The following is a 24,534-nucleotide window of genomic DNA, read 5'->3' on the forward strand; positions in this document are numbered from 1 at the left end:
AGTCGCTGCAGGGAAATGGCAGCGAAACCGAAATTTGAGGAAAACCGGCCTCAAACGGTTAACAATCAAGCGATTAAAGCTATCAAAATTGATAATCAAGCCCAGCTTCGGCATGTCCGGCGATTAGCTGTGCTGCAGCTACAGTTGATCGCTCGCCATTCAAGCTCCATGCATTCCGGAAGCGGTGCCTTCCGAGCATGGGAGTGATCGCCCAAACTTGCTGCAGCTCACGCGGCTGACCCGACTGCAATGCGAGCCGGCCCCGCCGTCAATGGACAGTCAGAGCGCCGGCCGGTCCGGGGCGGCCATAGAACCAGCCTTGGCCAATCGCCCCGGGAGCCAGCCTGGCAATGTATTGATGCTGTTCAATTGTCTCTACTCCTTCAATGACGATCTGCACTCCTATTTTTTGCGTCATTGCCACGACGTTATCAAAAATGGAATTCGTCTCGGCCTGCGAATCCACGGATCTGATGAAAACCCTGTCCAGCTTGATACCGTCGATACCACCTTCAAGCATGCGACTGATGTTGGAGTACCCCACACCAAAATCATCGATATAGATCTTCACTCCCAAGGATCGGTATCTTTCGAAAATTCTCGCCGGATCATCAACACTGAACTGGCTGCCTTCGGTCACTTCCAGAACTATTTTTCCTGCAGGAATATTCATTCTTTTCAGAGTCGAATGCAAAAACAAGAAGAAATCATCCTCTTCAAGATCTGCAGGAAAGACATTGATACCCACATAAAAATCTTTCTCTGACTTGAGCTTGACCTCCAGCTCCTCGATAATGCTGGTGACGATATATCTGGTGAATTCCTTTCGCAAACCCATTTTTTGAATCAAAGGGATGAATATATCGGGCGAGACCGAGCCAACTTCATCATGCCGCCAACGAGCCAGTGCCTCCGCTCCGACGACTCTTTTGTCTGCGACAGCAAGCAGGGGCTGATACTCCATAAAGATCTGCCTTGACCTCATGGCTTCGACCAGCCTGTAACGCAGCCCGTGCTTGACTCGCCAGCGCATCCCGATGGTTATCGCCAACAGCAGGCCAATCGTCAAACCCAACGCTGACAATACCAGGGTGTTGAGCCGGCACGAAACCCTGAATTCGGACTGAACGCAAATATCCGACAGGCAACTCGTTTTTTGAAGCTGCGGCCAGATATACTCGGATATTAATTCTTCTTTCTTGAGCCTGTAATTATCCAAAACTCGGGAATACCAATATATTATCTCCTGATCTCTCGAGTTAATCTGCACCACTGAATTAGTACCTTCTGCAGCCAGATCGTCATACAAATCCCCATGGGTGAAGATAGCCACACTGCCACGCAAGGCAACCGATCCTTTTTCCTTATTGAGCTGCGAGAATTCAACATCCTGCCATACCAATGCCCCATCATTTCGCTGCTTTGAAGCGGATTCAGAAAGCACTATTCCATCGACCAATCCCGACATTGCGGTGCATCTTATTCTCCCATCAATCATTCTGCCTATATCCGCTATATATTTAGATTGGGAAAGATAGCCTTTCATCTCCTGAATATCATCAAGACTGCAGTCTGCTTTTTTTGAGTCAAGAGCATCGAAGATTTTTGTTTCTTCCTGCCTCTCCCTCATGGCTCGCTTCAAGATAAATGAATGCTGTATTTCAGCTTGATTCTCAAAATGATGGAAATCAAGTCTGCTGCCGAAAAAAATTCCTGAAAATAATCCTGCGACAGGCAATAAATAAATCAAAATTCTTATTTTTACTGGGTTTTTATTGATTCCAGATAATTTATTCATTGATTGATTTGTATATGCCTATTGAAATGTCATTCTATGTTCAGCCCCCAAAATACCAGAGGGCTTTCTTTGTATCGGAATGTTTACCCTGAAGTCCGGCAATGCACCTGCAAGAGGCTGCGCGCTTGCTTCCTGGCCATACGTCAACCAGCAAAGCATGCTCCGACACTCCACGCCTGCGTGCACCTTGCGCCGGGCCGTCACCCGCGCCACTTTGTGATGGTTTGTGTGAGGAATATCGAGAGTTCCGCCTCAAACGTAAACCAAATGCTACGTAATGGCGGCTCACTCACAGTTTTCAGGCTTGCGCCCCGTTCTCCTACAGAAGGGTTTTTCCTGAGTCGGTGACCATGGGCCCTCAGCAAGCCAACCGGTTTGCTGATCACCAACCTGAAGGAGTGAAGGAAATGACGCAACAAGCCAACCAGCAGCACAGCCCCAACCAGCAGGACAAGCAGCAACAGCAGCAGCAAAGCCCTGGTCAACGCCAGCCAGGCCAGAACACCAACCAGCCCGGCCAGCAACAGCAGCAGAGCCCGGGCCAGCAGAAGAATCCTGCCCAGCAGCAGCAGAAGACGCCCCAGCACTGAAACTGCGCGCCTCAGCGCTGGCCCTGTGCGCCAGCGCTGTTCTGAACCACGCAAAGAAAGGAGCAGGAATGCAATCAGCTTCACCTGTCATCTCATCCGATCGTGTCAACGGCACCAATGTCTACAACCCTAACGGCGACAAGCTGGGGTCCATCGACTCACTGATGATCGACAAGCTCAGCGGCAAGGTTCGATACGCAGTGATGCAATTTGGCGGTTTCCTGGGAATCGGCTCGGATCTCTATCCCCTGCCCTGGGACAGCCTCAAATACGAGCCCAGTCAAGGCGGTTACGTGGTTTCCGTCACCAAGGAACGGCTTGAAAACGCCCCTCACTACGCAGGTGGCGCATTGCCCGAATACACCGACGACTACGGCCGCCGCGTCTACGACCACTACGGTGTGCCCTTTGTCTAAGCCCGGCGCGCAGCCGCGCAAGCGCTTGCGCCCGATCCCAAGAAGAACTGCAGGCCGGTGAGCGCCGGCCGCCATCCTGTTGGAGTTCAGCCCACCTCGCGGTAGGTTTTTTTTTGCCCGGAGATTTTCAAATGTAGCCTCCCGGCCCCGCGGGCCTTAAACGCAACCTCTCCCCGCAGGGTCAAGCGGGGCCATCCGGTGTGATCGTCCGGGCAGAGGGTCTTGCTCAAAATCAAGGCCTGAAATACGCTTTGCGGATACTGCAGTGCACCAACCGTAGGCTGCGCCGGATCGCCGGATCGCCGGATCGCCGGATCGCCGGAGTGCTGCAGTCGTCACACCCGATGGTGAAGACGCCCGTCGTTTTCTGCCGAGCCTGAGGTTCTCTGACCCTCCCTCCGCTTCCTCAGGCACGCCGCAAGGCATCGGCCTTTATTCAAGCCCACCCGCGAAAGCCGGTGGGCTTTTCCTTGCCCGCAGACATCCGCTGCAGCCGCGCAACACCCTGCGTTCACGCCTGTTGACGCGCTATACAGGCCAGGTCTAAACTACTGTACAAATGAACAGCACTGATAAAAATAACAGTAAAATCCAATGCAATCGCTGCTTGCAGATCCGTGCCTCAGCCCTCGTTTTCCCCGCCAGAGCGCGAAGCGCATTCACTCCGCACCTTCGTTGGTTTCGCCTGCTCGCAAGAGCACTGGCCTTTTTATTCGCCCCCGCCCATGCAGCGGGCCTGCCTCTCGCCAAAAGGAAATTCCATGCTGTACAGCACCGTCCCTCAGCCCGTTGATGAAGACCTCGTGCAGCGCCTGCGCGAGAAGGGGGGCCTGTGAAATGGCCACACATCCCCACCGCCCTGCTCGCGCTGCTCCTGGCGGTCCTGCTCCTGCTCGCCCCAGCCTTGGAGCAAAGCTTCTGAGTGCCGCGCAATGGGTGCTTGCGCTGCTGGGCCTCATCGGCGCCGTCGCCGTCATTGCAACCACGCCCGAAGCCTGGCCGCTTTGAACGCTTAATCCATCAATTCTGATAGCTATATGCGCTTGATTGATAAGCGCCAGACCGGAGAAACATCATGGAAAAGATCATCGAATCCCTGATCCTCGTCGCCGCCATCGGCATGGGTGCCCTGTGGCTGGCAACTCCCAGCGCCCAGGCGGACGAACCCACCACCCTCACCAAGTCCGTGCGCGATGATTTCGCCTGCCCGGGCATGCACGCCGAATGGCTGGATGCCCACACCGTCCAATGCCTGCGCGAAAAGCCCTGACCTGCCGCCACGCACATCGCCCATCCGCGGCGACAGCGTTATGGTCATCAATTAGCCCGCCTGCGGCTATAGAAATCAAAGCTGCTAGCGCAATCCATACATAGATTTCAGGATAAAAACACCTTGAAATGCATATAGATAAAGCGCAAGACGCTCACAAATTCAGCAGGTATTCATCAGGTTCGACATGTACATCAAGGCCCGCAAGGTTTGCTACCCGGCGGGCCTTTGCCATTCCTGGTCACCGCAGCGAGCTTGCGCGGGCCGCAGCGGCAGCCTTGACCCCGGCCAGATGCAGGTCAGCCCTGCCGGCACGCAGCTCATGCGCAGCACAGCTGCACCGTTTCGCCCCGGTGGACAGGCCCGCCCGATGTCAGGATCAGGGCACCGTTAGCGGGCGGGGTGGTCGCGGCGGAACAGTTCCCACTCGTCGATTTCCTTGCCGTCTGGCAGCACGCAGATGCCGCGCTCGCCGGCGCCCGTCTTCTCGATACGGGTCTTGCCTCCCAGCTGGGCACAGTAGACCGAGGCCGGGTTGGCCATGCCGACCATGGGCGCGGCAGGCGTTGTGGCCTGAGGCTGTGCACAGCCGCTGATGACAATCGCGCCAAGAACGGCGCCGGTGGTTTCAAGTACTTTTTTCATGGGCCCAATGTAGCAAATGCCCACCCTCTCGCCGAGCCTCATAAAGTCATGCTTCAGAGCCATTTCATCAGGGCTTCACCCATTTGGGCCAAGGGTTTGTGCCAGCCATCCTGGCGCACGCTGTCAGCAAATGTCACTTTTAGTCATTTCCCCTCAAAAAAAGGAAAAAGGGAACTGTCAGAAATCGCAAGAAGTTGTTAATTTCTGATCCGGAAGATCAGCGACTGACACATTGCCGATCGCCATGGCATTTAGATTCCATGAGAGATATGGCCAGTCTGGCCTGTCTGTTGGTAATCACTAGCAGAAGGGCTGCGTGTATGCATACGAGCAACGACTACATCTATGTGCTGATGCCATCGCTGTCCCTGCTGTTTCTCGCGGCTTTGCTCGGTGGGTGCTGGGTGACCCAGCGCAGGCAGCGCTTTCTGCTCTGGCTGTGCGCCGCCTTCATGCTGACGGCAGTGTCCGTCAGCATTCGCAGCGTGCTGAAGTTCGAGGTCCTCAACCACTATGTCGTTCTCGTCAACGGGCTGTTTCTGGCGGGAGCATGGTGTCTGTCCAAGAGTTTTTCAGAGCGCCGGCGTGTGCCGATGCATCCGCTCGCCGCCCTTACTCTGTGCTCCATCACCCTGGCATCGCTGTACTACTTCGCCAATCTGACGCAGAACCCCGAAGGCCGGCTGCACGCGTTCAGCATAGGCGTCGCTCTGATTCTTCTGCTGCCGGTGCCCGCAGTCCTCAGGCGGGGCCTGTCCAGCGACTGGCTGGACAGGACCTTGCTGTGGTCCTATCTGTCCTATGCCGTCCTCACCATGCTGCGCCCGACGCTGGTGGCGACTTTCGCGCATAACGGCCTCAGCGATGCCATGCAGGCCAACTCGACCTACTGGCTGACCACGCTGATGAGCATTCTGTTTTTTGCCCTGCTCTTCACCGTGCTGATCTGCGCCGTCACCATCCGCGACACTGTGCGCCAGCTGCGCACCGAGCGTGATCTGGATGCACTGACCCAGGTACTGAATCGCCGCGCCTTTGGCGAAACCGCACAGCACCGCCTGGCCGACAAGCGCCTGTATCCCATGGCGCTGGTAGCCAGCGACATTGATCACTTCAAGCGCATCAACGACAACTGGGGACATGACAAGGGCGACGAGGTGCTGCAGCTGGTCGCCAGCGCCATGCAGCACAATGTGCGCAGCAATGATCTGGTGGCACGCTTTGGCGGCGAGGAATTCATGGTGCTGCTGACCCGCATCGATTTGCCGGGCGCCGAGCAGGTCGCCAGGCGCATAGGCCTGGAACTGAGAAGCGACCAGAAGGTGCTGCCCGACGGGCCGGCCGTGACGCTGAGCTTTGGCATCACCGCCATCCACAATGCCAACCAGCTCGAAGGAGCGCTGCGCCAGGCTGACCAGCTGCTCTACAGCGCCAAGAATGCAGGGCGTGATCGCGTGCATGTGGAAGGCCGCCTCTACCCGGACATCAGCTTCGAGCAGACCATGCCGGCAGACCATCCCATGGCCCTGCTGATGTAGGCCAGGCATCCGGCCATCACGCACCGGACAGCTCGTTGATCCGATTTGGCCCACAATCAACGATTCACCATGGGTTGCCGGTGCCCGGCTCGCCGGCATTGCTGCATCCGCCATGGCTGCACTTTTGTCAGTGGAATCCTTGATGCGCAGACTTCGCCATCTCACCAACCGGCACCGCACGCCGTCCACCAATGTCGCCCTGGGTCTGCTGCTGGCCTTCAACGCCGGCGCGGTCAATGCAGGCGGATTTCTGGTGCTGCGCATGTATACCTCGCACATGACGGGCTTCGCATCGCAGGTGGCCGACGGCATGGTGCTGGAAAACGCCACACTGCTGCTGAACGCACTGGGCGCCATCATCGCCTTCACGACCGGCGCGGCCGTTTGCGCAGTGCTGGTCAACTGGGGCCGCAAACGGCATCTCTACAGCGTCTATGCCCTGCCCCTGATGCTGGAAGCCCTGATGCTGATCGCCTTCGGTCTGATGGGTGCCGTCACCCTGACGTGGAACACCCCGTTCGCGGTGCCACTGACCGTGCTGCTGCTGTCGTTCATGATGGGGCTGCAAAATGCCGTGGGCTCCAAGACTTCAGGCGGCAGCACGCGCACCACGCACATGACCGGCAATTTCACGGATCTGGGGATGGAGCTAGGCAAGATGTTCTTCTGGAAGCGCCACGCCCAAGCCGGCCTGCCCCTGCCGTCCCTGGTCCGGCATGACTGGCGCCGCATGCAGGTTTCGGCAGGACTGATCCTGATGTTCGTGCTAGGCGGCATTACCGGCGCCCTGGGCTTCAAGCATATAGGCTTTATCTGCGTGGTACCGCTGGCTGCTCTCTTGCTCGCCCTGTCCGTGCCGCCCTTTCTGCGCGATGCCGCGCAAGCGACGGAGCGGCCCTCGCTGTTCAGCAAGAAGGGCTGAGCGCCCACGGTTCAAGCCGCTGCTGCGGAACCCGCCGGATCGAGCACGACAACCTGGTCGCGCCCCTGTTCCTTGGCCTTGTAGAGTTGCCGGTCAGCCTGCATCACGGCCTCGCGCAAGTCGCTGCCCAAGGGACATGCCACGATGCCCAGGCTCAAGGTCACGCGCTGACCGTCGGGCAAAACGTCTATGGCTTCGCTGATTCCAGCACGGATGCGTTGGGCCACCCGCCCTGCGGTATCGATGTCGGCATTGGTCAGCAACAGCACGAACTCCTCGCCGCCAAAGCGGGCAACCAGATCGGTGCCGCGCACCCCTGCCTGTATGACTTGCGCGGCGGCCTTGAGCACCTTGTCGCCAAACTCGTGCCCCCAGCTGTCGTTGACCCGCTTGAAGTGGTCCAGATCGGCCACGACCACCGAGATCGGCTGCGCTTTCCGATCACGGACCAGCGGCTCAGCAAGCTCCCAGAAGCTGCGACGATTCAATACCCCGGTGAGCGCGTCGTGGTTGCGCTCCTCCCTGAGCTTGGACATGGCATCTGCCATGGAAACAATGAGCATCAGTCCCGAGAAGACCAGACTGAACAGCAGCGAGCCCAGCATGGTGACCAGCCAGTAGATCGAGCTGAGCATGTCCTGAAGCTCGCTGAAGCCCAGGTACAGCACCATGACCGGTCGCAGCACCGTATAGATGGCGAACACGCCGTAAGACCAGTACAGCAGCTTTTCCAGCCCGTCACGCTTGACCTTTTTCAGCGCGATGGCAGGAAAGGGAATGAAGTGAATGATGCCCAGCCCGGTATTGAGCCAAAGCACCCGCGCCGCAATATTGTTCTGCACGACGCTGTATTCATAGAGCGCGGCGACAACGATGATGGACACCAGGGCCGAGGTCTTGGGATAGGAGGAAACGGAGAATTTCTGGGCGACTCCCCAGGTGCAGAGCCAGGCCCCCAGCAGATATACAGGTCCGGTGTAAACAGCCCATTTCACCAGCTCACCGGCAGGCATCAAACATTGCAGCCCCAGGGCAATCCCCGTCAGCGTCAGACCGCAGGCCGTCGAGAGCAGGAACACGGAGCGACGCTGCGCCAGCCAGCAAAAAGCCATGAGTGCGCCAAGCGCGGTAATGCACACCGGCGCGACCAACAAATAGAGCTGCAAATTGCTAGGCATGAATCAGCCGATCAGTAAAGCTCATTCGCGCGGCTACACATTGGTGGCTACCCATGCTCTGAGGTTAGGAAAAAGGAGTCCGTTTGATCAGTGGACTGTTGAATTCGGGGCGATGTTAGCAAGTGTCCAAAATCCGAGAAATCGATTTCCCGACAAATATCAGCTACCGGCTCCGGTGAGCGGGACTGGCCAGGCGTCACGAGAGCCATTGCTGCTGCGCTCGGGTTCGTCACCCCGGCCCGGGTAGCGAGCCCTCTGGACCTGATTGCGGCCCGAACTCTTGGCCCGGTACAAGGCCATGTCGGTGCGGCGCAGCAGTTGCGCAGAGGCTTCACCTGGCTGCCAGCCGCCCACGCCGAACGACATGGTGATGGTCCCTGCCGCTGTGTAACTGTGCGATGCGATGCTGCGGCGCAGCCGCTCGGCCAGCTCCAGGGCCGCCTGCAGGCCGACGCCCGGTACGATGATCAGGAATTCCTCGCCACCCCAGCGCGCAACATGCTCCGAGGAGCGTACGGTGCTCCTGAGGACTTTTGCGATCTGCTGCAGAACCTGGTCGCCGGCTTCATGGCCGAACTGATCGTTGACCTGCTTGAACAGATCGACGTCGCACATGATCAGTGCATAGGGAACGCCTTGACGCTCGGCAATTCGCTGGCAATTTTCCAGCTCATAGCTTCCGGCACTGCGGTTGGGCAAGCCCGTCAGGTCATCCCGGTAGGCCCGCACCAGCAGTTCCTGTTCACGCTGAACCAGGTCGCTGATGTCTTTGGAAATGCTCACATAGTGCGTTATCCGGTGCCGGGCATCGCGCAGCGCCGAAATGCTCTGGGAAGCATGGTAGAGCTCGCCATCCTTGCGCCGATTGATAAAAGTCCGGCTGAAGTTTTCTCCGCGCGCCAGGGCATCGCGCAACTCGTCATAAAACTGAGCCGTATGAGAGCCGGAGTGCAGCATAGCCGGCGTGCGGCCCATTACTTCGGCGGCGCAATAACCCGTTTGACGCTCAAATGCATCATTGACGAACACGAGACAGCCATTGCGATCGGTAATGAATACCGGCGCATTGGCCGAGTTCAATGCCTGGATCATCAAATCCCGCTGCCTTTCACTTTCCACCTGCCGCGTCACATCCTGCTGCACGGATACAAAATGCGTGATCTTCCCGTCGACATCCCGCACGGCAGAGATATTCCAGGACACATGGTATGGCGTTCCATCCTTGCGGTAATTGACTGCACTGCCTTCGAAAAAGCGTCCCTCGGCAAGGCATTGGCGCAATTGCTCAATCACCTGCGGGTCCGTCTCGGGACCTTGCAACATACGCGGAGACCGGCCCAGCAGCTCCGCTGCGGAGTAACCGCTCATGCTGGTAAATGCCTTGTTGCAATAGCGAATGAACGGGCCGCCGCCGGTCATTTCGGCATCGGTTATCACCACGGCATTAAATGCCTGGGCCACAGCAACCTCAAGCAATTGCGATTGGGTCTCCAAACGAGAATCAGAAAGTGACGAAATATAACTATTCTTCTCCATCGCCACATTCTCACCTTGATTGGGAACGCCGCGAAACATTAATTTCTGACCGACCCTGACACCCGCACAGTCACCGATATCTGCACCGGTATTGAGCAAGCGGCCGGCAGAGGTATTAATGATTGGACATATATGAAATGTTTGACAAGCGTTTTGCCTATATGGACCGGTTTGTGGACCGGTTTGTGGACCGCTTTGCGGACCGGTTTGGATTTGGCAGCGCACCGAAAATGACCGCCTGGTCAACAGACCGGAAGCACCAACCTTTGGCCTCCGAGTCAAGCGGAAGATAGTGCAAAGCCACTGCACATCGGCCAGGCTTGAACGGTCAGGCCTGCAGCAGCCGTGCCACAGATACCGCGAGAGCCCTGCAGTACGGCGTTTACGGATCGTGCTGCCTCGATGCGCTGACGCAGCGGCCGTCTGCGTACTAGTTCGAACATACCGGTAAACCCCAGTTTTGCCGATCACAGCCACGGCAAGCCACGGACCGTCTCCGGCCTGGATCACAATGGCATTCGCAACCCGGAGCTTCTTGGGGTCTGGTCATCAAGCAGCTGCAAATGCCATGCGTCAGCCTGGCTTTCAAAACCGGTGCCAAACCTGAGCTAAGCTCTGGTGTGTGTAGGGTGTGCACGCAGGGAATCTGGTGGCGTCGATTTGGCGTAAGTTTTCACGAGAGCAATCCTAAGCCTTTGATCGCATTGAATTTCATTCAATAAACTCAGCCACTTACTTAAGGATGCCAGTGGTGAACATCGTTATCCTGGACGATTACCAAGACGCGGTTCGCAAGCTCGATTGCGCCAAGCTGCTCGATGCCTTCAACGCCAAGGTCTACACCAACACCATCAAGGGTGTGGGGCAGCTATCGGTCCGGCTGCGCGATGCGGATGTCATTGTCCTGATTCGCGAGCGTACCCAGATCTCGCGCCAGCTGCTTGATAAATTGCCCCGGCTCAAGCTGATCGCGCAGACAGGCAAGGCGGGTGCGCATATTGATGTGCAGGCCTGCAGCGAGCGTGGCGTGGCGATTGCGGAAGGCGTGGGCTCTCCGATTGCGCCGGCAGAGCTGACATGGTCGCTGATCATGTCGGCCATGCGCCGCCTGCCGCAATACATCGCCAATCTCAAACATGGTGCCTGGCAGCAGTCGGGACTCAAGGCGGCATCCATGCCGCCCAACTTCGGGCTGGGCAGCGTGCTGCGCGGACGCATGCTGGGCATCTGGGGCTATGGCCGCATCGGCCAGTTGCTGGCAGGCTATGGCAAGGCTTTCGGCATGCAGGTCTGTGTCTGGGGCAGCGAAGCCTCGCGCCACAAGGCCGAGGCCGACGGCTATCTGAGCGCCCCCTCCAAGGAAGCCTTTTTCGAGCAATGCGATGTGTTGTCGCTGCATCTGCGTCTGAACGACGCAACGCGGGGCATCGTGACAGCACAGGATCTGGCACGGATGAAACCGACCGCCCTGTTCGTCAATACATCGCGCGCCGAGCTGGTGGAGCCCGAAGCCTTGCTCTGCGCCCTAAACCGCGGCCGCCCAGGCCTGGCTGCCATCGATGTCTTCGAAAGCGAGCCGATACTGCAAGGCCATGCCTTGCTGAGGCTGGAGAACTGCATCTGTACACCCCATATCGGCTATGTGGAGCAGGACAGCTATGAGCTGTATTTCCGCGCGGCGTTCGAGAACGTGGTGAACTTTGCCAACGGCCAGCCCAGCAATATTCTGAACCCCGAGGTTTTCAACGGTCCGCTGCGCCTGAACCGCTAGGCTGGGATGCCGCTGCCAGCGGCTATCGGCTATTGCCGGGTCTGCTGCGCAAGCTCGGCCTCCACCGCCTCGTAGACCGACTGACGCACCACGGTCTCCACCTCTTCACGCAGGCGCAGCACCATGGATCGGGTCTGCGCTTCCACGACCTGCGCTATCGCTTCCCTGAGCTTTTGCTCCAGCACCAGGTCCACCCGCTGCATGAGTCTGTGGACCAGATACTCTTCGGTCACCACGGCACCGTGCGCATCCACCGCCTGCTGCAGGCCGGCTGCCCCAAAGACCGGGGCAGGTTCAACGGCCTGCTCCAGATCCTGTGCCTGGACGAGTGGCTCGGCGGCTTCCTCATCGAGTGCTTCTGGCCCCGGTTGAAGTTCTTCATCCTGGGGTTGGCCAGCGTCCATCACGGCGGGCTGCTCCGCCGGGTCTGCGAGCGGAAATGCCTCCGCGAGTTCGGCAGTTGCCAACTCAGTCTCCACCTGCCCGGCCGATATTGCTTCCACCACCGCCTCAGCCATGCCTTGCGCAAATGACTGCTGCGGCGGCAGGGATTCGGGCAAAGGGGGCAGCTGATGCGGAATACCAGCAGGTCGGCCGCGACCGTAGAGGCCATCCGCCAGCCATGAGGTGTGAAACGACGGCCGCGCCAGAGGGACAACGCTGCCTCCCAGAGTCCGCGGGCCTAGCACCTGATGCACAGCTCCCTGCGACTGCTGCGGCGCCGCCGGCTGAGCGCTGTCTGCAGCGTCTTCGGGCGCGGCAGCTTCGGGCTGGACCACCTCGGTCAGGGTGGGGACAAAGCGTGGCGGAACTTTGGATGAGGAGTTCATGACCTAGCCCTTGAGATTCAGATCGTGCCGTACGATGGAAAAACCACGCGCAGCATAGTCGCGCCAGCGGACACGCGCATCCTGGCGATCCATTTCATCGCCGGAGGACACGATCTCCACCACGCGCGCAAAGCGCTCGAACTCGGCAGGCACCTGCGGCGTGAGGTTGACCAGCACATCGTGATGGGGCAGGTCCTGCAGGTGTTCGGCCAGGATGATGGGGGAAGCCGCAAGCATCTGCGCTCCCTCGGACTCGGAAGCATGGGCCAGAAAGTCCGTGGCCGAGACGCTCCACAAGCGCGGCGAAAGCCGGCTCAGCGCGGCGCCGTCGCCCAGTACCACGAGGCGCGCACCATGACGCAAAGCCTTGCGTGCGAAGCGGCACACATAGCCCAGCTTGTCCGGCGCGTTGAAATGAAAGGCAATTTCTGTCACAGCTATTGGCGGCAGGAGCAGTCCAAACCGGGCTGCTCCTGCCGGCTTTCCTTAAGTCGAGGCCTTGGCGGTCACACGCGTGCGGCGCGAGGCCGCAGGCTTGGCAGTGCTCTTGCGCGGCGCCGGGGTTTTGGCCGTCGCGGGTACGGCTGCAGCCTTGCCTTGCTGGCCCAGCAGATATTGCACCAGCAGACCGACGGGGCGACCGGTGGCACCCTTGGCGGCACCGCTCTTCCAGGCGGTGCCGGCGATGTCCAGATGCGCCCAGGGAATATCGCCCACGAACTTCTGCAGGAACTTGGCGGCCGTCACAGCACCCGCAGCACGCCCTGCCACATTGCCCATGTCCGCAAAATTGCTCTTGAGGCCATCGGCGTACTCCTCGTCCAGGGGCATGCGCCAGCAAGGGTCGAGCGCCGCATCACCCGCAGTCTGCAAGGCCGCTGCCAACTCGTCGCTGGTCGAGAACAGGCCGCTGCGCAAGCCGCCCAGGGCGATCACGCAGGCACCGGTCAGCGTGGCCATATCGACCAGTGCTGCAGGCTTGAAGCGTGCCGCGTAGTGCAGCACATCGCACAGCACCAGGCGGCCTTCGGCGTCGGTGTTGAGAATCTCGATGGTCTGGCCGCTCATGCTGGTCACCACATCGCCGGGCTTGACGGCTGCGCCGTCGGGCATGTTCTCGCAGGCGGGGATCAGGCCCACGACGTTGATGGCGGGCTGCAGCCTGGCCAATGCCTGGAACACGCCCAGCACGCTGGCAGCGCCGCCCATGTCGAACTTCATCTCGTCCATCTCGGCAGCAGGCTTGAGCGAGATGCCGCCGGTGTCAAAGGTGATGCCTTTGCCCACCAGCACGATGGGAGCCTCGCTCTTGGCCCCACCGTTGTAGTGCAGCTCGATAAAACGCAGAGGCTCGCGCGAGCCCTGGGCCACCGCCATGAAGGCACCCATACCCAGCTTGGCCACTTCGGCAGGGCCGTGGATCTTGCAGCTCATGCGTGCGGCCTTGGAAATGCTCTTGGCCGCATTGGCCAGCAAGGTGGGCGTTGCATGATTGGCCGGGCGGTTGGCCCACTCGCGGGCCGTGTTCACGCCTTCCTGCTGCGCCACGGCAGTATTGAAAGCAGCGGTAACCGCAGCGGCTTTGGACGACACACCGAGCACGACCTTGGTCAGCGCAATGGGCTTGGCCTGGGATTTGGTGTGGGTATAGAGGTAGGTCGCATCGGAAACCGCCTGCACGGCAGCCGCCACCGCCTGGGCGCTGGCGTCAAAGGCAAAGCTCACTACGGCCTTGGCAATGCCGTCGGTCTTGAGCACCGCGCCACAGCCGGCCAGCGCATTGCGCACATCCCTGGCGGAGCCGGACCCCGCGCCCAGCAGCACCACACGGCGTGCGGCAATGGCGGGCACTTGATACAAAGGCAATTGCTTGCCGCAAGACAGGGCAAAATCCCCCTGTTTCACCGCGTGAGCCACCATGGCTCCGATGGCGTCGCTGCCGAATGTGCCCGAAGCTGCCTGCTCGGACACCAGCACCAGCAACAGATCACATTTTTCACGCGCTGCGGCAGCAGCGGTCAGAGCCTTCAGTTCAAAGTTCATAATCGGTGTTTTCCTTTTAGCCAATGTTATTCGATTCATCCATACGCAAAGAGCTGGCCCGCAGCTTTGGCGCGACGGCCGTGGTTCTGATCACTGTGGTGATGACCATGATGCTGATCCGCACCCTGGGTCAGGCTTACAAGGGCAGTGTCAGCCCTTCCGACGTGATGCTGGTCATGGGTTTCACCGTGCTCGGACAACTCCCCACCATTTTGGGCCTAAGTCTGTTTGTTGCCATTGTGGGCTCGCTGTCGCGCATGTATCGCGACAGCGAGATGGTCATCTGGTTTGCTGCCGGCCAGGGTCTGGCCAGCCTGCTCAAACCCTTGCTGCGCTTTGCCTGGCCTGTGATTCTCATCACGGCCGTCCTGGCCCTGGGCGTGCTGCCCTGGTCCTATCAGCAAATCGAGCAGATCAAGACCCAGTTCCAGCAGCGCAGCGACTTGGATCGCATCGCACCCGGCGAGTTCCAGGAATCGGCCGGCGGCACACGCGTGTTCTTCGTGGACAAGGACTCCCCCTCGGACATGGCGGCCAGCAATGTCTTCGTGGTCTCGCGCGACCCGGGCAAGGAGTCCGTGACTTCGGCCAAGGGCGCGCATCTGGCCGTCATCAAGGGCCAGCGCATGGTGATTCTCGAGGACGGCCAGCGCATGGAGACACGCAGCGACGACGGCTCGGTGCGCATCACCGAATTCAAGGAATACGGTGTGCAGGTCGACAACGACAACCCCGTTGCCATCGAGGAGATGGCGGCACGCAGCATGCCCACCAAGGACTTGATCGGCAAGGATGAACCGATTGCCCGCTCCGTGCTCGCATGGCGTCTGGGCCTGCCCTTTGCCGCGCTCAACTTCGTCATTCTGGGTCTGGCCATCTCCAGCGTGAACCCGCGTGCGGGCAATAGCAGCAGCCTGATGATCGCCCTCTTCGCCTTTATCGTTTACTACAACCTCATGACCCTGGGCGAGAGCTGGGTCAGCGCCAACAAGATAGGCATGTGGGGCCTGCTGGGTCTGCTGCACGGCAGCATCCTCACGGTCAGCGTGCTGGTGCTGCTGGCGCGCCATTTCCGCTGGTCGCCGCGCGATCTGCTGCAGCGCTCGGGCGCCCGCAAGGAGGTGGCACGATGAAAGTCCTGCGCAACCTGATCTATCGCGAGGTCATACAGGCCGTCCTGTATGTCTCGCTGGCCTTTCTGGCGCTGTTCTTCTTCTTCGACCTGGTCGATGAAATGCGCTGGGTGGGCAGCGGCAACGCCGGCTACACCGCCACGCGCGCCCTGCTGTTCGTGGCCCTGTCCATTCCGGGCCACCTCTACGAGCTGATGCCGATTGCCGTGCTGATCGGCGCCATCTTCGTGATGGCCAAGTTCGCCCAGAGCTCGGAATTCACCATCATGCGCACCAGCGGCATGGGCCCCTGGCTGGCACTGCGCACGCTGCTGATTCTGGGCATGAGCTTTGTGCTGCTCACGGTGCTGGTGGGCGACTACATTGCCCCTGCTGCCGACAACTTCAGCCAGAAACTGCGCGTGGTCAGCAAGGGCCAGATCTCCCGGGGCGCCACCGGCGCCTGGCTCAAGGAAAAACAGGGCAATCACTCGGTCGCCATCAACGTCGGCGCCGTCAAGAGCCCAGGCGACTTCGTCAATGTGCGCATCTTCGAGTTCGACAGCAAGGGCCGTATCGCCGCGCAGATCAACGCCAAGTCGGCACAGGTCGATGAAGACAAGGAGCAGTGGACGCTGCAGGACGTGCAAGGCAGCAAGGTGGCCCAGGATGGCGATGTCACCCAACTCAGCCAGATCAACGAAGCCAGCATGAACTGGCCCACCAAGGTCACTGCGGCCATGGTCTCGGGCGCGCTGCTCAAGCCCGATCGCATGACCACGATTGCGCTGTTCCAGTTCATACGCCATCTGCAGGACAACGGTCAGGCCGCGCAGAAGTACGAAATCGAGTTCTGGCGCAAGGTCTTCTACCCGCTGAGCTGCCTGGTGATGGTGGTGCTCGCCCTGCCTTTTGCCTATCTGCATTTCCGCTCGGGCGGCATCACGGCCTATGTGTTTGGCGGGGTGATGGCCGGCATCAGCTTCTTCCTGCTCAACAACGTGTTCGGCTATATCGGCACCCTGCAGTCCTGGTGGCCCTGGCTGGCCGCCGCTGCGCCGGGCCTGCTCTACACCGCGCTGTCGCTCTCGGCCTTTGGCTGGCTGGTACTGAGGCGCTAGCCATGGATGACGCAGCCAACCACTCTACAGGCCGGGCCGGCCTGATCCTGCTGGCCCATGGCTCCAGAGACCCCCTCTGGCGCCAGCCCATAGAGGCCGTGCACCAGTTGCTGCAGGCCATGCAGCCGGGCCTGCCCTGCATCTGCGCCTATCTGGACGCCTGCGCCCCGGATCTGCCTGCCGCCACGCAGAGCCTGATTGCCCAGGGCGTCCAGCATCTGATCGTGCTGCCGCTGTTTCTCGGCACCGGCAAACATGCGCGCGAAGACATTCCGCGCCTGCTGGACGAACTGCGCCGCCAGCATCCCGGCTGCAAGTTCGATCTGCAGACCGCAGCCGGCGAGAATCCGCGCGTCACGGCCCTGCTGGCACAGCTGGCGATAGAGGCTGTCGGCGGGGCCGAAGCACTCAAACATACAGATTTCAAATAAAAAATAGCTTCTTTAGATATTTGAAGCATAATGATGCGAGTTCTTAGTCCATGCTGTCATGAACCTGCATCAATTCCGCTTCGTCCAGGAAGCCGCCCGCCGCAATCTCAACCTCACCGAGGCGGCCAAGGCCCTGCACACCTCCCAGCCCGGAGTCTCCAAAGCCATCATCGAGCTTGAGGAAGAGCTGGGCATCGATATCTTTGCGCGCCACGGCAAGCGTCTCAAGCGCATCACCGAGCCTGGACAGGAAGTCCTCAAGAGCATAGAGCTGATCATGCGCGAGGTGGGCAACCTCAAGCGCATCGGCGAGCAATACAGCGCTCAGGACAGCGGCACGCTGAGCATCGCCACCACCCACACCCAGGCCCGCTATGTGCTGCCGCCCGCCGTGGCACGCCTGCGCGAGCTCTATCCCAAGGTCACCATCAGCCTGCACCAGGCCACGCCCGCCGAAGTCGCGCGCATGGTGATCGACGAAGTGGCCGAGATCGGCATGGCCACCGAATCGCTGGCCGACTACCCCGACCTGGTGACCCTGCCCTGCTACGAATGGCAGCATGTGCTGGTCATCCCCACCGGCCATCCGCTGGCGCAGAAAGAGCGCATCACACTGGAAGACATCGCCCAGGAGGCCCTGATCACCTACCACCCGTCCTTTACCGGACGCGGCAAGATCGACCATGCCTTCGAGATGCGCCGCCTGCATCCGCATATCGTGCTGGAAGCCATCGATGCCGACGTGATCAAGACCTATGTGCGTCTGGGCCTGGGCATCGGCATCGTGGCCGAGATGGCCATGCGCGACGACACCGTCAACGACCTGGTGGTGCGCCCCGTCGGCCATCTGTTCGGCACCAGCGTGGCCCGTGTGGCCATCAAGCGCGGCGCATACCTGCGCAACTTCGTCTACCGGTTTGCCGAGCTGCTCAGCGACCGTCTCTCGCGCGACCTCATCATGCGCGCCATGAACGGCAGCGTGGACGACTTCGGGCTCTGATCCGGCCCGCCTCAAGGGCCGGTGCCTGTGCGCCCGGCCCATGCATTGCAAGACTATCGTGACTCCCAACTTCCCCAGCAAGCTGCCCAATGTGGGCACCACCATTTTCACCGTCATGTCGGCGCTGGCCGCCGAACACAAGGCCGTCAATCTGGGCCAGGGCTTCCCCGATTTCGGTTGCGACCCCAGGCTGCTCGACGCTGTCAACGACGCCATGCGCGCCGGTCACAACCAGTACCCGCCCATGACGGGCTGGCCCGCACTGCGCGAGGCCGTGGCCGCCAAGATCGAAACGCTGCACGGTCGCCACTATGACGCGGGCAGCGAAATCACCATTACCGCCGGCGCCACCCAGGCCATTCTCACCGCCATCCTGGCCACCGTGCATGCGGGCGACGAAGTCATCGTGCTCGACCCCTGCTACGACAGCTATGTGCCCAATATCGAGATGGCCGGCGGCGTGGCCGTGCGGGTGCCGCTGACGCCAGGCAGCTTCCGCCCCGACTTTGCCTCGATCGCAGCTGCCATCACGCCGCGCACGCGCCTGCTGATCATCAACAGCCCGCACAACCCCAGCGCCACCATCTGGACCGATGCGGAAATGCGCCAGCTCGAAGCCCTGCTGGCGCCCACCAATGTGCTGCTGATCAGCGACGAGGTCTATGAGCACATGGTCTTCGACGGCGCCCAGCATCTGAGCAGCGCCCGCTACCCGGGCCTGGCCGAGCGCGCCTTCATCGTCTCCAGCTTTGGCAAGACCTACCATGTCACGGGCTGGAAGGTCGGCACCGTGGCCGCGCCCGCTGCTCTCAGCGCCGAGTTCCGCAAGGTGCACCAGTTCAATGTATTCACCGTGAACACGCCCATGCAGGCGGGTCTCGCGCAGTACATGCAGGACCCGGCGCCCTATCTGGAGCTGTCGGCCTTCTACCAGGCCAAGCGCGATCTGTTCCTCGGCGGCCTGCAGGGCTCGCGCCTGAAGCTGCTGCCCACGGCCGGCACCTATTTCCTGTGTGCCGACATCTCCTCGGTCTCGGACCTCAACGAGGCCGAGTTCTGCCAGTGGCTGGTCAAGGAAATCGGCGTGGCCGCGATTCCGCTGTCGGCCTTCTACGGCGACGGTTTCGATCAGCGCGTGGTGCGCTTTTGCTTTGCCAAGAAGGACGAAACCCTGATCGAGGCAGCCGCGCGCCTGCGCCAGCTCTGAAACGCTGCAGCCCTTAAAAAAGGAGCGCCTACCGCGCTCCTTTTCTCATTTTCAGCATGTTTTCATGCTGAATCTGTTTATCAGCAAGCACAAGCAGCTATTGAATCTGCTTTGCTTCATGCCGTTTCCGCCAGATGGCGCAGCATCAGCACCGCCCCCAGCACAATGCCGGCCAGCGCCACAAAGCTGCCCAGGCTGAGCATGGAAATCGCACTGATGCCCTGGCCCACGGTGCAGCCCATGGCCGTCACCCCGCCCACGCCCATCAGCAGTCCGCCCAGCAGATGGCGGGCCAGGTCCCGGCGGTCGGCAAAGCCCTGCCACTGGAAGTCCCGGCGCCACAGCGCATGGACAAAGCTGCCCAGGACCACGCCTGCCACCGAGGCAATGCCCCAGGTCAGCACCTTGTTGCGATCGCTGAAGAACATCAGCCAGTCCAGCGTGTGCGCCACCGGCGTGACAAAGCTGAAGGCCTCGATGCGGCCGCTGTAGGTCGCGGCATAGACCTGTTCCAGCGTCTCGGGGTGCTCGGCCACCAGCGCCAGATGGCCGCCTAGCCACCAGGCTGCCGTCACGCACAAGCCCACCAGCAGCCCGCCCAGCAGCACGACCCGGCTGCGCTCGGCACCGGGCCGGGGATCGAAGGCCAGCAGCAACAGCAAGCCCCCCAGCCCCAGGCCCAGCACGCCGCGCAGCAGCGTCAAGGGCCAGGCGACATGACCGGCCAGCCACTCGGGCAGCAGGGCCGGGCCCGCGAATTCAAGATGCACGCTGTCCAGCCAGCGCACACGCGCCACGGCGGTAATGCCCTTGAGCGTGGCAAAGGCGGCCACGCCCATGACCAGCAGCACCACCAGCGCCTTGAGGCTGCCGCTGCCCAGCCGGGTCAGATTCCTGGCCCCGCAACCCGATGCCAGCACCATGCCTGCGCCAAACAGCAGTCCTCCCGCCAGGGCCGACAGCCACAGCAGGCGGCGGCTGGCATAGAGGGCATCGCCCACCTGCAACTGGCCGTACAGCGCCAGCGCCGTGAAGCCCAGCATGCTCACGGCAATGGCCATGCACCACTGGCGCGCCCGCCCCCAGTCCTGCAGATAGACCACATCGCTGATGGCGCCCACGGTGCAAAAGCGGGTCTCGCGCATCACAAAGCCCAGCACGGCGGCCAGCAACAAAATGGCCACCAGAACGGTGGCCGTCAGGGATTCAAACTCGGCAGGACTCATGCGGGCATTGGACGGCGCGGCCCGGCTTCAAGGCATTGGCATATACCCCAGCCCGCGCGCTAACACTGTCTTAATCGGTTCTCGAATCGGCTCTCGTCAGGCCTTGGCCAGCCCCTGGTTGCCGCCGACATTGATCAGTCGGGGCTCGTCGAGCCGGCGCGGCCCCAGCGTCTTGCGGTCCTTGAGCCAGGGCTCGACCAGCTCCCAGATCGGCTTGTTGCCGGCCGTCCTGGCTTCCTCGGCCACCGGCGCCCAGCCAGCCACCTTGTATTTCTTGTCCGCCTCCAGCAACTGGCCGTTCAGGCGCATGTCGCTGATGCGCCGACCCGCGCCGGCCACCGGGTCGCACTGGTATTGCAGACCGCCCACGCGCACCATGTCGCCGCCCTGCTGATAGTAGGGATCGGGGTTGAAGAGATTGTCGGCCACGTCTTCGAGCACGGTCTTGATCGTGGCGCCCGTCATCTCGGTCACCGTGGCGTAGGAATAGGTGGTGGCCGTCATGTCCATCAGCCATTCGCGCGTGATGTCCTGCCCGGCCAGCAGCGAGGTCCCCCAGCGAAAGCCCGGCGAGAAGGCAATCGGCGCATTCTGCACCTCCATCATGGCGTCCAGCAGCAGTTGGTCGCCCGTGCCGTTGAAGTTGCCGCGGCGGTACAGCGTGCCGTCGGTGCGCGCCAGCACTTCACCCAGCCGGCTTTCATAGGGCGCACGCACCCGGGCGATCAGCGCCTGCATCTGGGCGTCGGCCGGCAGGATGTTGGCAAACACCGGCAGCAGCCGGTACTGGAAGCCGCGCACCTGGCCGTCCCGAACATCGAAGTCCAGCACCCCGAGAAACTTGCCGTTCGAGCCCGCGTTGGTGACGATGGTCTTGCCGCCTGCGTTCTGCACCAGGGTGGGCACAGGCATGCCGTCATGCGTGTGGCCGCCGAGGATCGCGTCTATACCGCGCACGCGGCCGGCCATCTTGAGGTCCACGTCCATGCCGTTGTGCGAGAGCACGACCACCACCTTGGCGCCCTTGGCGCGAACCTCGTCCACCATCTTCTGCAGATTGTCGTCCTGGATGCCGAAGCTCCAGTCCGCCACCATATAGCGCGGGTTGGCGATCGGCGTGTACGGAAAAGCCTGACCGATGATGGCCACGGGCACGCCGTTGATCTCTCGGATCACATAGGGCTTGAACACCGGGTCGCCGAAATCGGCCGTCTTGACGTTTTGCGCCACAAAGTCGAGCTGCGAGCCGAAGTCCTTGTCGATGATCTCCTGCACACGCTGCATGCCATAGGTGAACTCCCAGTGGCCCGTCATCACGTCCACGCCCAGCAGCTTGCAGGCATCGACCATGTCCTGGGCATTGGTCCACAGCGAAGTGGCCGAGCCCTGCCAGGTATCGCCGCCGTCCAGCAGCAAGGCGCCCGGGCGCGAGGCGCGCAAGCGCTTGACCAGCGTGGACAGATGGGCAAACCCGCCCACCTTGCCATAGCGCCTGGCTGCCGCCTCGAAATCCAGATAGCTGAATGCATGGGCCGAAGCCGTACCAGGCTTGATGCCCGCGGAGCGCAGCAGATGCTCGCCCACCAGATGCGGGCGCTGGTTCTTCATGGCCCCGATACCGAGATTGACGCTGGGCTCGCGAAAGTGCACCGGATTGAGCTGGGCATGGCAGTCCGTCATGTGCAGCAGGGACACATTGCCGAACGGCGCCACCTCATACAAGGCCTTTTCGGCCAGGGACTGCTCGGCGTAGGCATGGCGCTGCAAACCCATGCCTGAGACACTGGCCGCCGCCAGCACCTGCAGAAATTCGCGTTTGGAAAGACTCATGGTGATATCCGTTGGTACTTGTTCCAACCAGGGGCAGGCGCGGGCCTTTCCGTCGACAGGACGCCCCGCGCTATTCCAACTGGCACAAGCCATGTCCGCAATGCTGCGCCGCCCGGTCTCGCTCCCCTGCCGAATGGCTCGGCACTGCGAGATGGGCAAGCAGCGGCGCCGCTTGAAAAAAGCTATTTGTTGACGGGAGAGGCCGGATCGACCAGCAGCGCGACAAGATCTCGCGTCTGCGCTTCGGTGAGGATGCCGGAGTGACCGAAGCGCGGCATGCCCGAGCAGGCGTTGTAGGCCTTGGCGTTCCAGATCTTGCCCCAGGTGTACTCGACGATGGCTCTGGAGTCGGGGCTGGACGGATCCTTGATGCCGCGAATCTTGCCGTAGTTGTAGAGACTGGGGCCCAGCGTGCCAAAGGAGATTTCTTCCTTGCTGATCTGGTGGCAGTTGTAGCAGTTGCCGCCATTGGCGCTGCCCGCCTTGTCGCTCCAGGTCATGCCCCGGCCGTTCTGGGCGATTTTTTCGCCCTCCTTCCAGTCTCCGACCAGCTTGCCATCCTGAGGCCATTTGACGGTCTTGAGATTGGCAGCTTCGATGCCCTGTGCACGCTCAGGGGCCAGCGGCTTGCCGGAAGCATCGGCAGCGCTGCAGGCCGCATTCGATTCGTCCTGCTGCAGGCGATCGACCTTGGCGATGCCCTGATCGCGAAAAGAGGTCTGCACCATCCTGGCCGTCAAGGCATCGATGTCCGCCGCCCCGTCGACGGAGGCACAACCTAGCACCAGCAGCGATGCGGCCACGGCCAGGTACGACATGTATTTTTGCTTGCGCATAGGGCCTCCTTATCGCTTAATGGCCGGTGCGGTCGACGTCCCGCCCTTGCCGTTGACGCCCATGAACATTTCCAGCGCCACCGTCACATCGCTGGCATAGCCGGGATAGGGGAAGCGCTGCTGACGGAAGCAGTCGTTGAGGCGGCGCTGCATGCTCCACAGCTCGCCCGATGAGACGCGATAGGCCGGCCAGGCGCCAAAGCCTTCCGCTGCGCCCGGGCTTTTGGTCAGATTGGGCAGATCCTGCATGCGGATGCGCTTGCCGTCCGCACCATGGCAGGAGGCACAGGCAAAGTCATGCGGGCCGCCGCGCATATAGAACAGGCGCTTGCCCGCCTCATACATCTGTCTTTCCTGCGCATGGCTCTGGGGCAGGTTGAACTTCATGCCTTTGGACTGCGATGAAATCCAGGCCACCAGCCCTTCCATGTTCTTTTGCTCGTCCTTGCCGAACGGTGTTGCCGCAATCTTTTGCGCGTCCAGCCCCTGCAGCCTGTCCATGCAGGTCAGCAGGCGCGACTCCAGATCCTGCACCTTGCCCGTGTCGGCAAAATAGCGCGGCAGCTCTACAAATGCGCCCTTGACCACGCCCGGCCCCTTGCCCAGATCGCACTGCTCCATGGACGCCTTGCGCGGGCCTCGCCTTTGCTTCCACAGCTCCTCGCCCTTCATCTCGAACAGCTCGGCAGGGTTGCCGTCCTGCAGCATCTCGCGGTACTCGGCAATGCCGTCCGCCGTGGACTTTTGCGCCAGCACCGGCGCGGCCATGCACAAGGCCAGCACGGCGGCAGCCGCCTGGCCCGGGGAGGAATGTCTCATGGGGCACCTCTCTGTTTTTTGATTGATTCTGGACTCGGGTGAAGGCTGGCCGCCGGCCAGCCGCTGTCTGCGCCATGCTCAGCTCACGGTCGCTTCATCGGTGCGGGTCTCGCCCTTGTTGTCCTTCCAGCTCACCGAGATCTTGTCCCCCGCCTTGGCCCCCTTGACCACGAACTGCAGAAACGGGTTCTTGGAAACCGCAGGCCCCCATTCGGCCTGCAGCACCTGCTTGCCGTTGTGCGCCGCCGTCACCTCCTGAATAAACCATGCGGGCACGGTCTTGCCTTCCGCATCCTTGCGCTGGCCGGTCTCCATCTCATGGGACATCAGCACGCGCACGGTGGTCTTGTCACCTGCAGCCTGGGCACGAATACGCATCGGATCAGCCATGTTCTTCTCCTGTTTCAGATGATGG

At 61.0% G+C, this 24,534-nt stretch carries 24 protein-coding genes; 12 read left to right on the forward strand and 12 right to left on the reverse strand.

The features are described 5' to 3' along the window. Window positions 1–268: 268 nt before the first annotated feature. Complete coding sequence (locus ACLBXN_RS19330) at window positions 269–1,798, reverse strand: EAL domain-containing protein (RefSeq protein ID WP_447613218.1); 1,530 nt, start codon at window positions 1,796–1,798, stop codon at window positions 269–271. A 407-nt stretch (window positions 1,799–2,205) separates the two neighbouring features. Here ACLBXN_RS19330 and ACLBXN_RS19335 point away from each other — a divergent pair, with 407 nt between their 5' ends. The 4 genes from ACLBXN_RS19335 (at window position 2,206) to ACLBXN_RS19350 (ending at window position 4,074) form a co-directional block, all read left to right on the forward strand. Next, a complete protein-coding gene (locus tag ACLBXN_RS19335; protein WP_447613219.1) occupies window positions 2,206–2,388 on the forward strand; it encodes a hypothetical protein in 183 nt (60 codons plus the stop codon). A 68-nt stretch (window positions 2,389–2,456) separates the two neighbouring features. Further along, the gene (locus ACLBXN_RS19340) at window positions 2,457–2,804 is read left to right on the forward strand and encodes a PRC-barrel domain-containing protein (protein ID WP_043005313.1); all 348 of its coding nucleotides are present in this window, start codon (window positions 2,457–2,459) and stop codon (window positions 2,802–2,804) included. Window positions 2,805–3,641: 837 nt separating this feature from the next. Next, window positions 3,642–3,812: a hypothetical protein gene (locus ACLBXN_RS19345; protein WP_447613220.1), complete on the forward strand. Its 171-nt coding sequence runs from the start codon at window positions 3,642–3,644 to the stop codon at window positions 3,810–3,812. 67 nt (window positions 3,813–3,879) lie between these two features. Beyond that, the gene (locus ACLBXN_RS19350) at window positions 3,880–4,074 is read left to right on the forward strand and encodes a hypothetical protein (RefSeq protein WP_019042799.1); all 195 of its coding nucleotides are present in this window, start codon (window positions 3,880–3,882) and stop codon (window positions 4,072–4,074) included. Between the two features lie 390 nt (window positions 4,075–4,464). On the opposite strand, the gene ACLBXN_RS19355 is transcribed toward ACLBXN_RS19350, so the two are convergent. Continuing rightward, a complete protein-coding gene (locus tag ACLBXN_RS19355) occupies window positions 4,465–4,719 on the reverse strand; it encodes a putative hemolysin (RefSeq protein WP_447613221.1) in 255 nt (84 codons plus the stop codon). Window positions 4,720–5,039: 320 nt separating this feature from the next. Between ACLBXN_RS19355 and ACLBXN_RS19360 the strand changes: the two genes are divergently transcribed. Together ACLBXN_RS19360 and ACLBXN_RS19365 are read left to right on the forward strand one after the other, a co-directional pair. Beyond that, entirely contained in the window at window positions 5,040–6,257 is a 1,218-nt protein-coding gene (locus ACLBXN_RS19360; protein ID WP_211458962.1) for a GGDEF domain-containing protein, read from the forward strand. Window positions 6,258–6,399: 142 nt separating this feature from the next. Then, window positions 6,400–7,179 carry a YoaK family protein gene (locus tag ACLBXN_RS19365; RefSeq protein ID WP_029158460.1) on the forward strand — a complete coding sequence of 260 codons (780 nt, stop codon included), beginning with the start codon at window positions 6,400–6,402 and terminating at the stop codon, window positions 7,177–7,179. A gap of 11 nt (window positions 7,180–7,190) precedes the next feature. Here the strand turns inward: ACLBXN_RS19365 and ACLBXN_RS19370 are convergent, their stop codons facing one another. Together ACLBXN_RS19370 and ACLBXN_RS19375 are read right to left on the reverse strand one after the other, a co-directional pair. Further along, a complete protein-coding gene (locus tag ACLBXN_RS19370; RefSeq protein ID WP_447613222.1) occupies window positions 7,191–8,357 on the reverse strand; it encodes a GGDEF domain-containing protein in 1,167 nt (388 codons plus the stop codon). 159 nt (window positions 8,358–8,516) lie between these two features. Beyond that, window positions 8,517–9,992, reverse strand: coding sequence for a sensor domain-containing diguanylate cyclase (locus ACLBXN_RS19375; protein ID WP_447613223.1), 1,476 nt, complete (start codon window positions 9,990–9,992; stop codon window positions 8,517–8,519). 652 nt (window positions 9,993–10,644) lie between these two features. Here ACLBXN_RS19375 and ACLBXN_RS19380 point away from each other — a divergent pair. Next, window positions 10,645–11,664, forward strand: a complete 1,020-nt coding sequence (locus ACLBXN_RS19380) for a D-2-hydroxyacid dehydrogenase family protein (protein WP_211458966.1) — start codon at window positions 10,645–10,647, stop codon at window positions 11,662–11,664. Window positions 11,665–11,693: 29 nt separating this feature from the next. Here the strand turns inward: ACLBXN_RS19380 and ACLBXN_RS19385 are convergent, their stop codons facing one another. Genes ACLBXN_RS19385 through ACLBXN_RS19395 form a run of 3 tightly spaced genes read right to left on the reverse strand, consistent with a single transcriptional unit; the run spans window position 11,694 to window position 14,537 of the window. Beyond that, window positions 11,694–12,494 (reverse strand): hypothetical protein, encoded by an 801-nt coding sequence (locus tag ACLBXN_RS19385; protein ID WP_447613224.1) that lies wholly within the window; start codon window positions 12,492–12,494, stop codon window positions 11,694–11,696. A 3-nt stretch (window positions 12,495–12,497) separates the two neighbouring features. Beyond that, complete coding sequence (locus ACLBXN_RS19390) at window positions 12,498–12,929, reverse strand: DNA polymerase III subunit chi (protein WP_211458970.1); 432 nt, start codon at window positions 12,927–12,929, stop codon at window positions 12,498–12,500. Window positions 12,930–12,980: 51 nt separating this feature from the next. After that, window positions 12,981–14,537 carry a leucyl aminopeptidase gene (locus ACLBXN_RS19395; RefSeq protein ID WP_447613225.1) on the reverse strand — a complete coding sequence of 519 codons (1,557 nt, stop codon included), beginning with the start codon at window positions 14,535–14,537 and terminating at the stop codon, window positions 12,981–12,983. A gap of 23 nt (window positions 14,538–14,560) precedes the next feature. On the opposite strand from ACLBXN_RS19395, the gene lptF reads away from it, so the two are divergent. From lptF to ACLBXN_RS19420, 5 genes are read left to right on the forward strand one after another with little or no spacing between them, the layout of a single operon-like run. Further along, a complete protein-coding gene (lptF, locus tag ACLBXN_RS19400; RefSeq protein ID WP_043005306.1) occupies window positions 14,561–15,670 on the forward strand; it encodes an LPS export ABC transporter permease LptF in 1,110 nt (369 codons plus the stop codon). After that, window positions 15,667–16,770, forward strand: coding sequence for an LPS export ABC transporter permease LptG (lptG, locus tag ACLBXN_RS19405; protein WP_043005305.1), 1,104 nt, complete (start codon window positions 15,667–15,669; stop codon window positions 16,768–16,770). Before lptF ends, lptG begins: the two co-directional genes overlap by 4 nt. Window positions 16,771–16,772: 2 nt before the next feature. Further along, window positions 16,773–17,201 (forward strand): sirohydrochlorin chelatase, encoded by a 429-nt coding sequence (locus ACLBXN_RS19410; RefSeq protein WP_447613226.1) that lies wholly within the window; start codon window positions 16,773–16,775, stop codon window positions 17,199–17,201. A gap of 58 nt (window positions 17,202–17,259) precedes the next feature. Beyond that, entirely contained in the window at window positions 17,260–18,201 is a 942-nt protein-coding gene (locus ACLBXN_RS19415) for a CysB family HTH-type transcriptional regulator (RefSeq protein WP_003075706.1), read from the forward strand. Window positions 18,202–18,241: 40 nt separating this feature from the next. Continuing rightward, window positions 18,242–19,408 (forward strand): pyridoxal phosphate-dependent aminotransferase, encoded by a 1,167-nt coding sequence (locus ACLBXN_RS19420; protein ID WP_447613227.1) that lies wholly within the window; start codon window positions 18,242–18,244, stop codon window positions 19,406–19,408. 116 nt (window positions 19,409–19,524) lie between these two features. On the opposite strand, the gene ACLBXN_RS19425 is transcribed toward ACLBXN_RS19420, so the two are convergent. From ACLBXN_RS19425 to soxZ, 5 genes are all read right to left on the reverse strand, one after another. Continuing rightward, a complete protein-coding gene (locus tag ACLBXN_RS19425) occupies window positions 19,525–20,634 on the reverse strand; it encodes a YeeE/YedE family protein (protein WP_447613228.1) in 1,110 nt (369 codons plus the stop codon). A gap of 96 nt (window positions 20,635–20,730) precedes the next feature. After that, the gene (soxB, locus tag ACLBXN_RS19430; protein WP_447613229.1) at window positions 20,731–22,464 is read right to left on the reverse strand and encodes a thiosulfohydrolase SoxB; all 1,734 of its coding nucleotides are present in this window, start codon (window positions 22,462–22,464) and stop codon (window positions 20,731–20,733) included. Window positions 22,465–22,646: 182 nt separating this feature from the next. Beyond that, window positions 22,647–23,300: a sulfur oxidation c-type cytochrome SoxX gene (gene soxX / locus ACLBXN_RS19435; RefSeq protein WP_447613230.1), complete on the reverse strand. Its 654-nt coding sequence runs from the start codon at window positions 23,298–23,300 to the stop codon at window positions 22,647–22,649. A gap of 9 nt (window positions 23,301–23,309) precedes the next feature. Next, on the reverse strand, window positions 23,310–24,119 hold the full coding sequence (gene soxA / locus ACLBXN_RS19440) for a sulfur oxidation c-type cytochrome SoxA (RefSeq protein WP_447613231.1): 810 nt from the start codon (window positions 24,117–24,119) through the stop codon (window positions 23,310–23,312). A 78-nt stretch (window positions 24,120–24,197) separates the two neighbouring features. Then, a complete protein-coding gene (gene soxZ / locus ACLBXN_RS19445; RefSeq protein WP_003053938.1) occupies window positions 24,198–24,509 on the reverse strand; it encodes a thiosulfate oxidation carrier complex protein SoxZ in 312 nt (103 codons plus the stop codon). Window positions 24,510–24,534 lie beyond the last annotated feature (25 nt).

This window comes from Comamonas sp. C24C, from assembly GCF_053345995.1.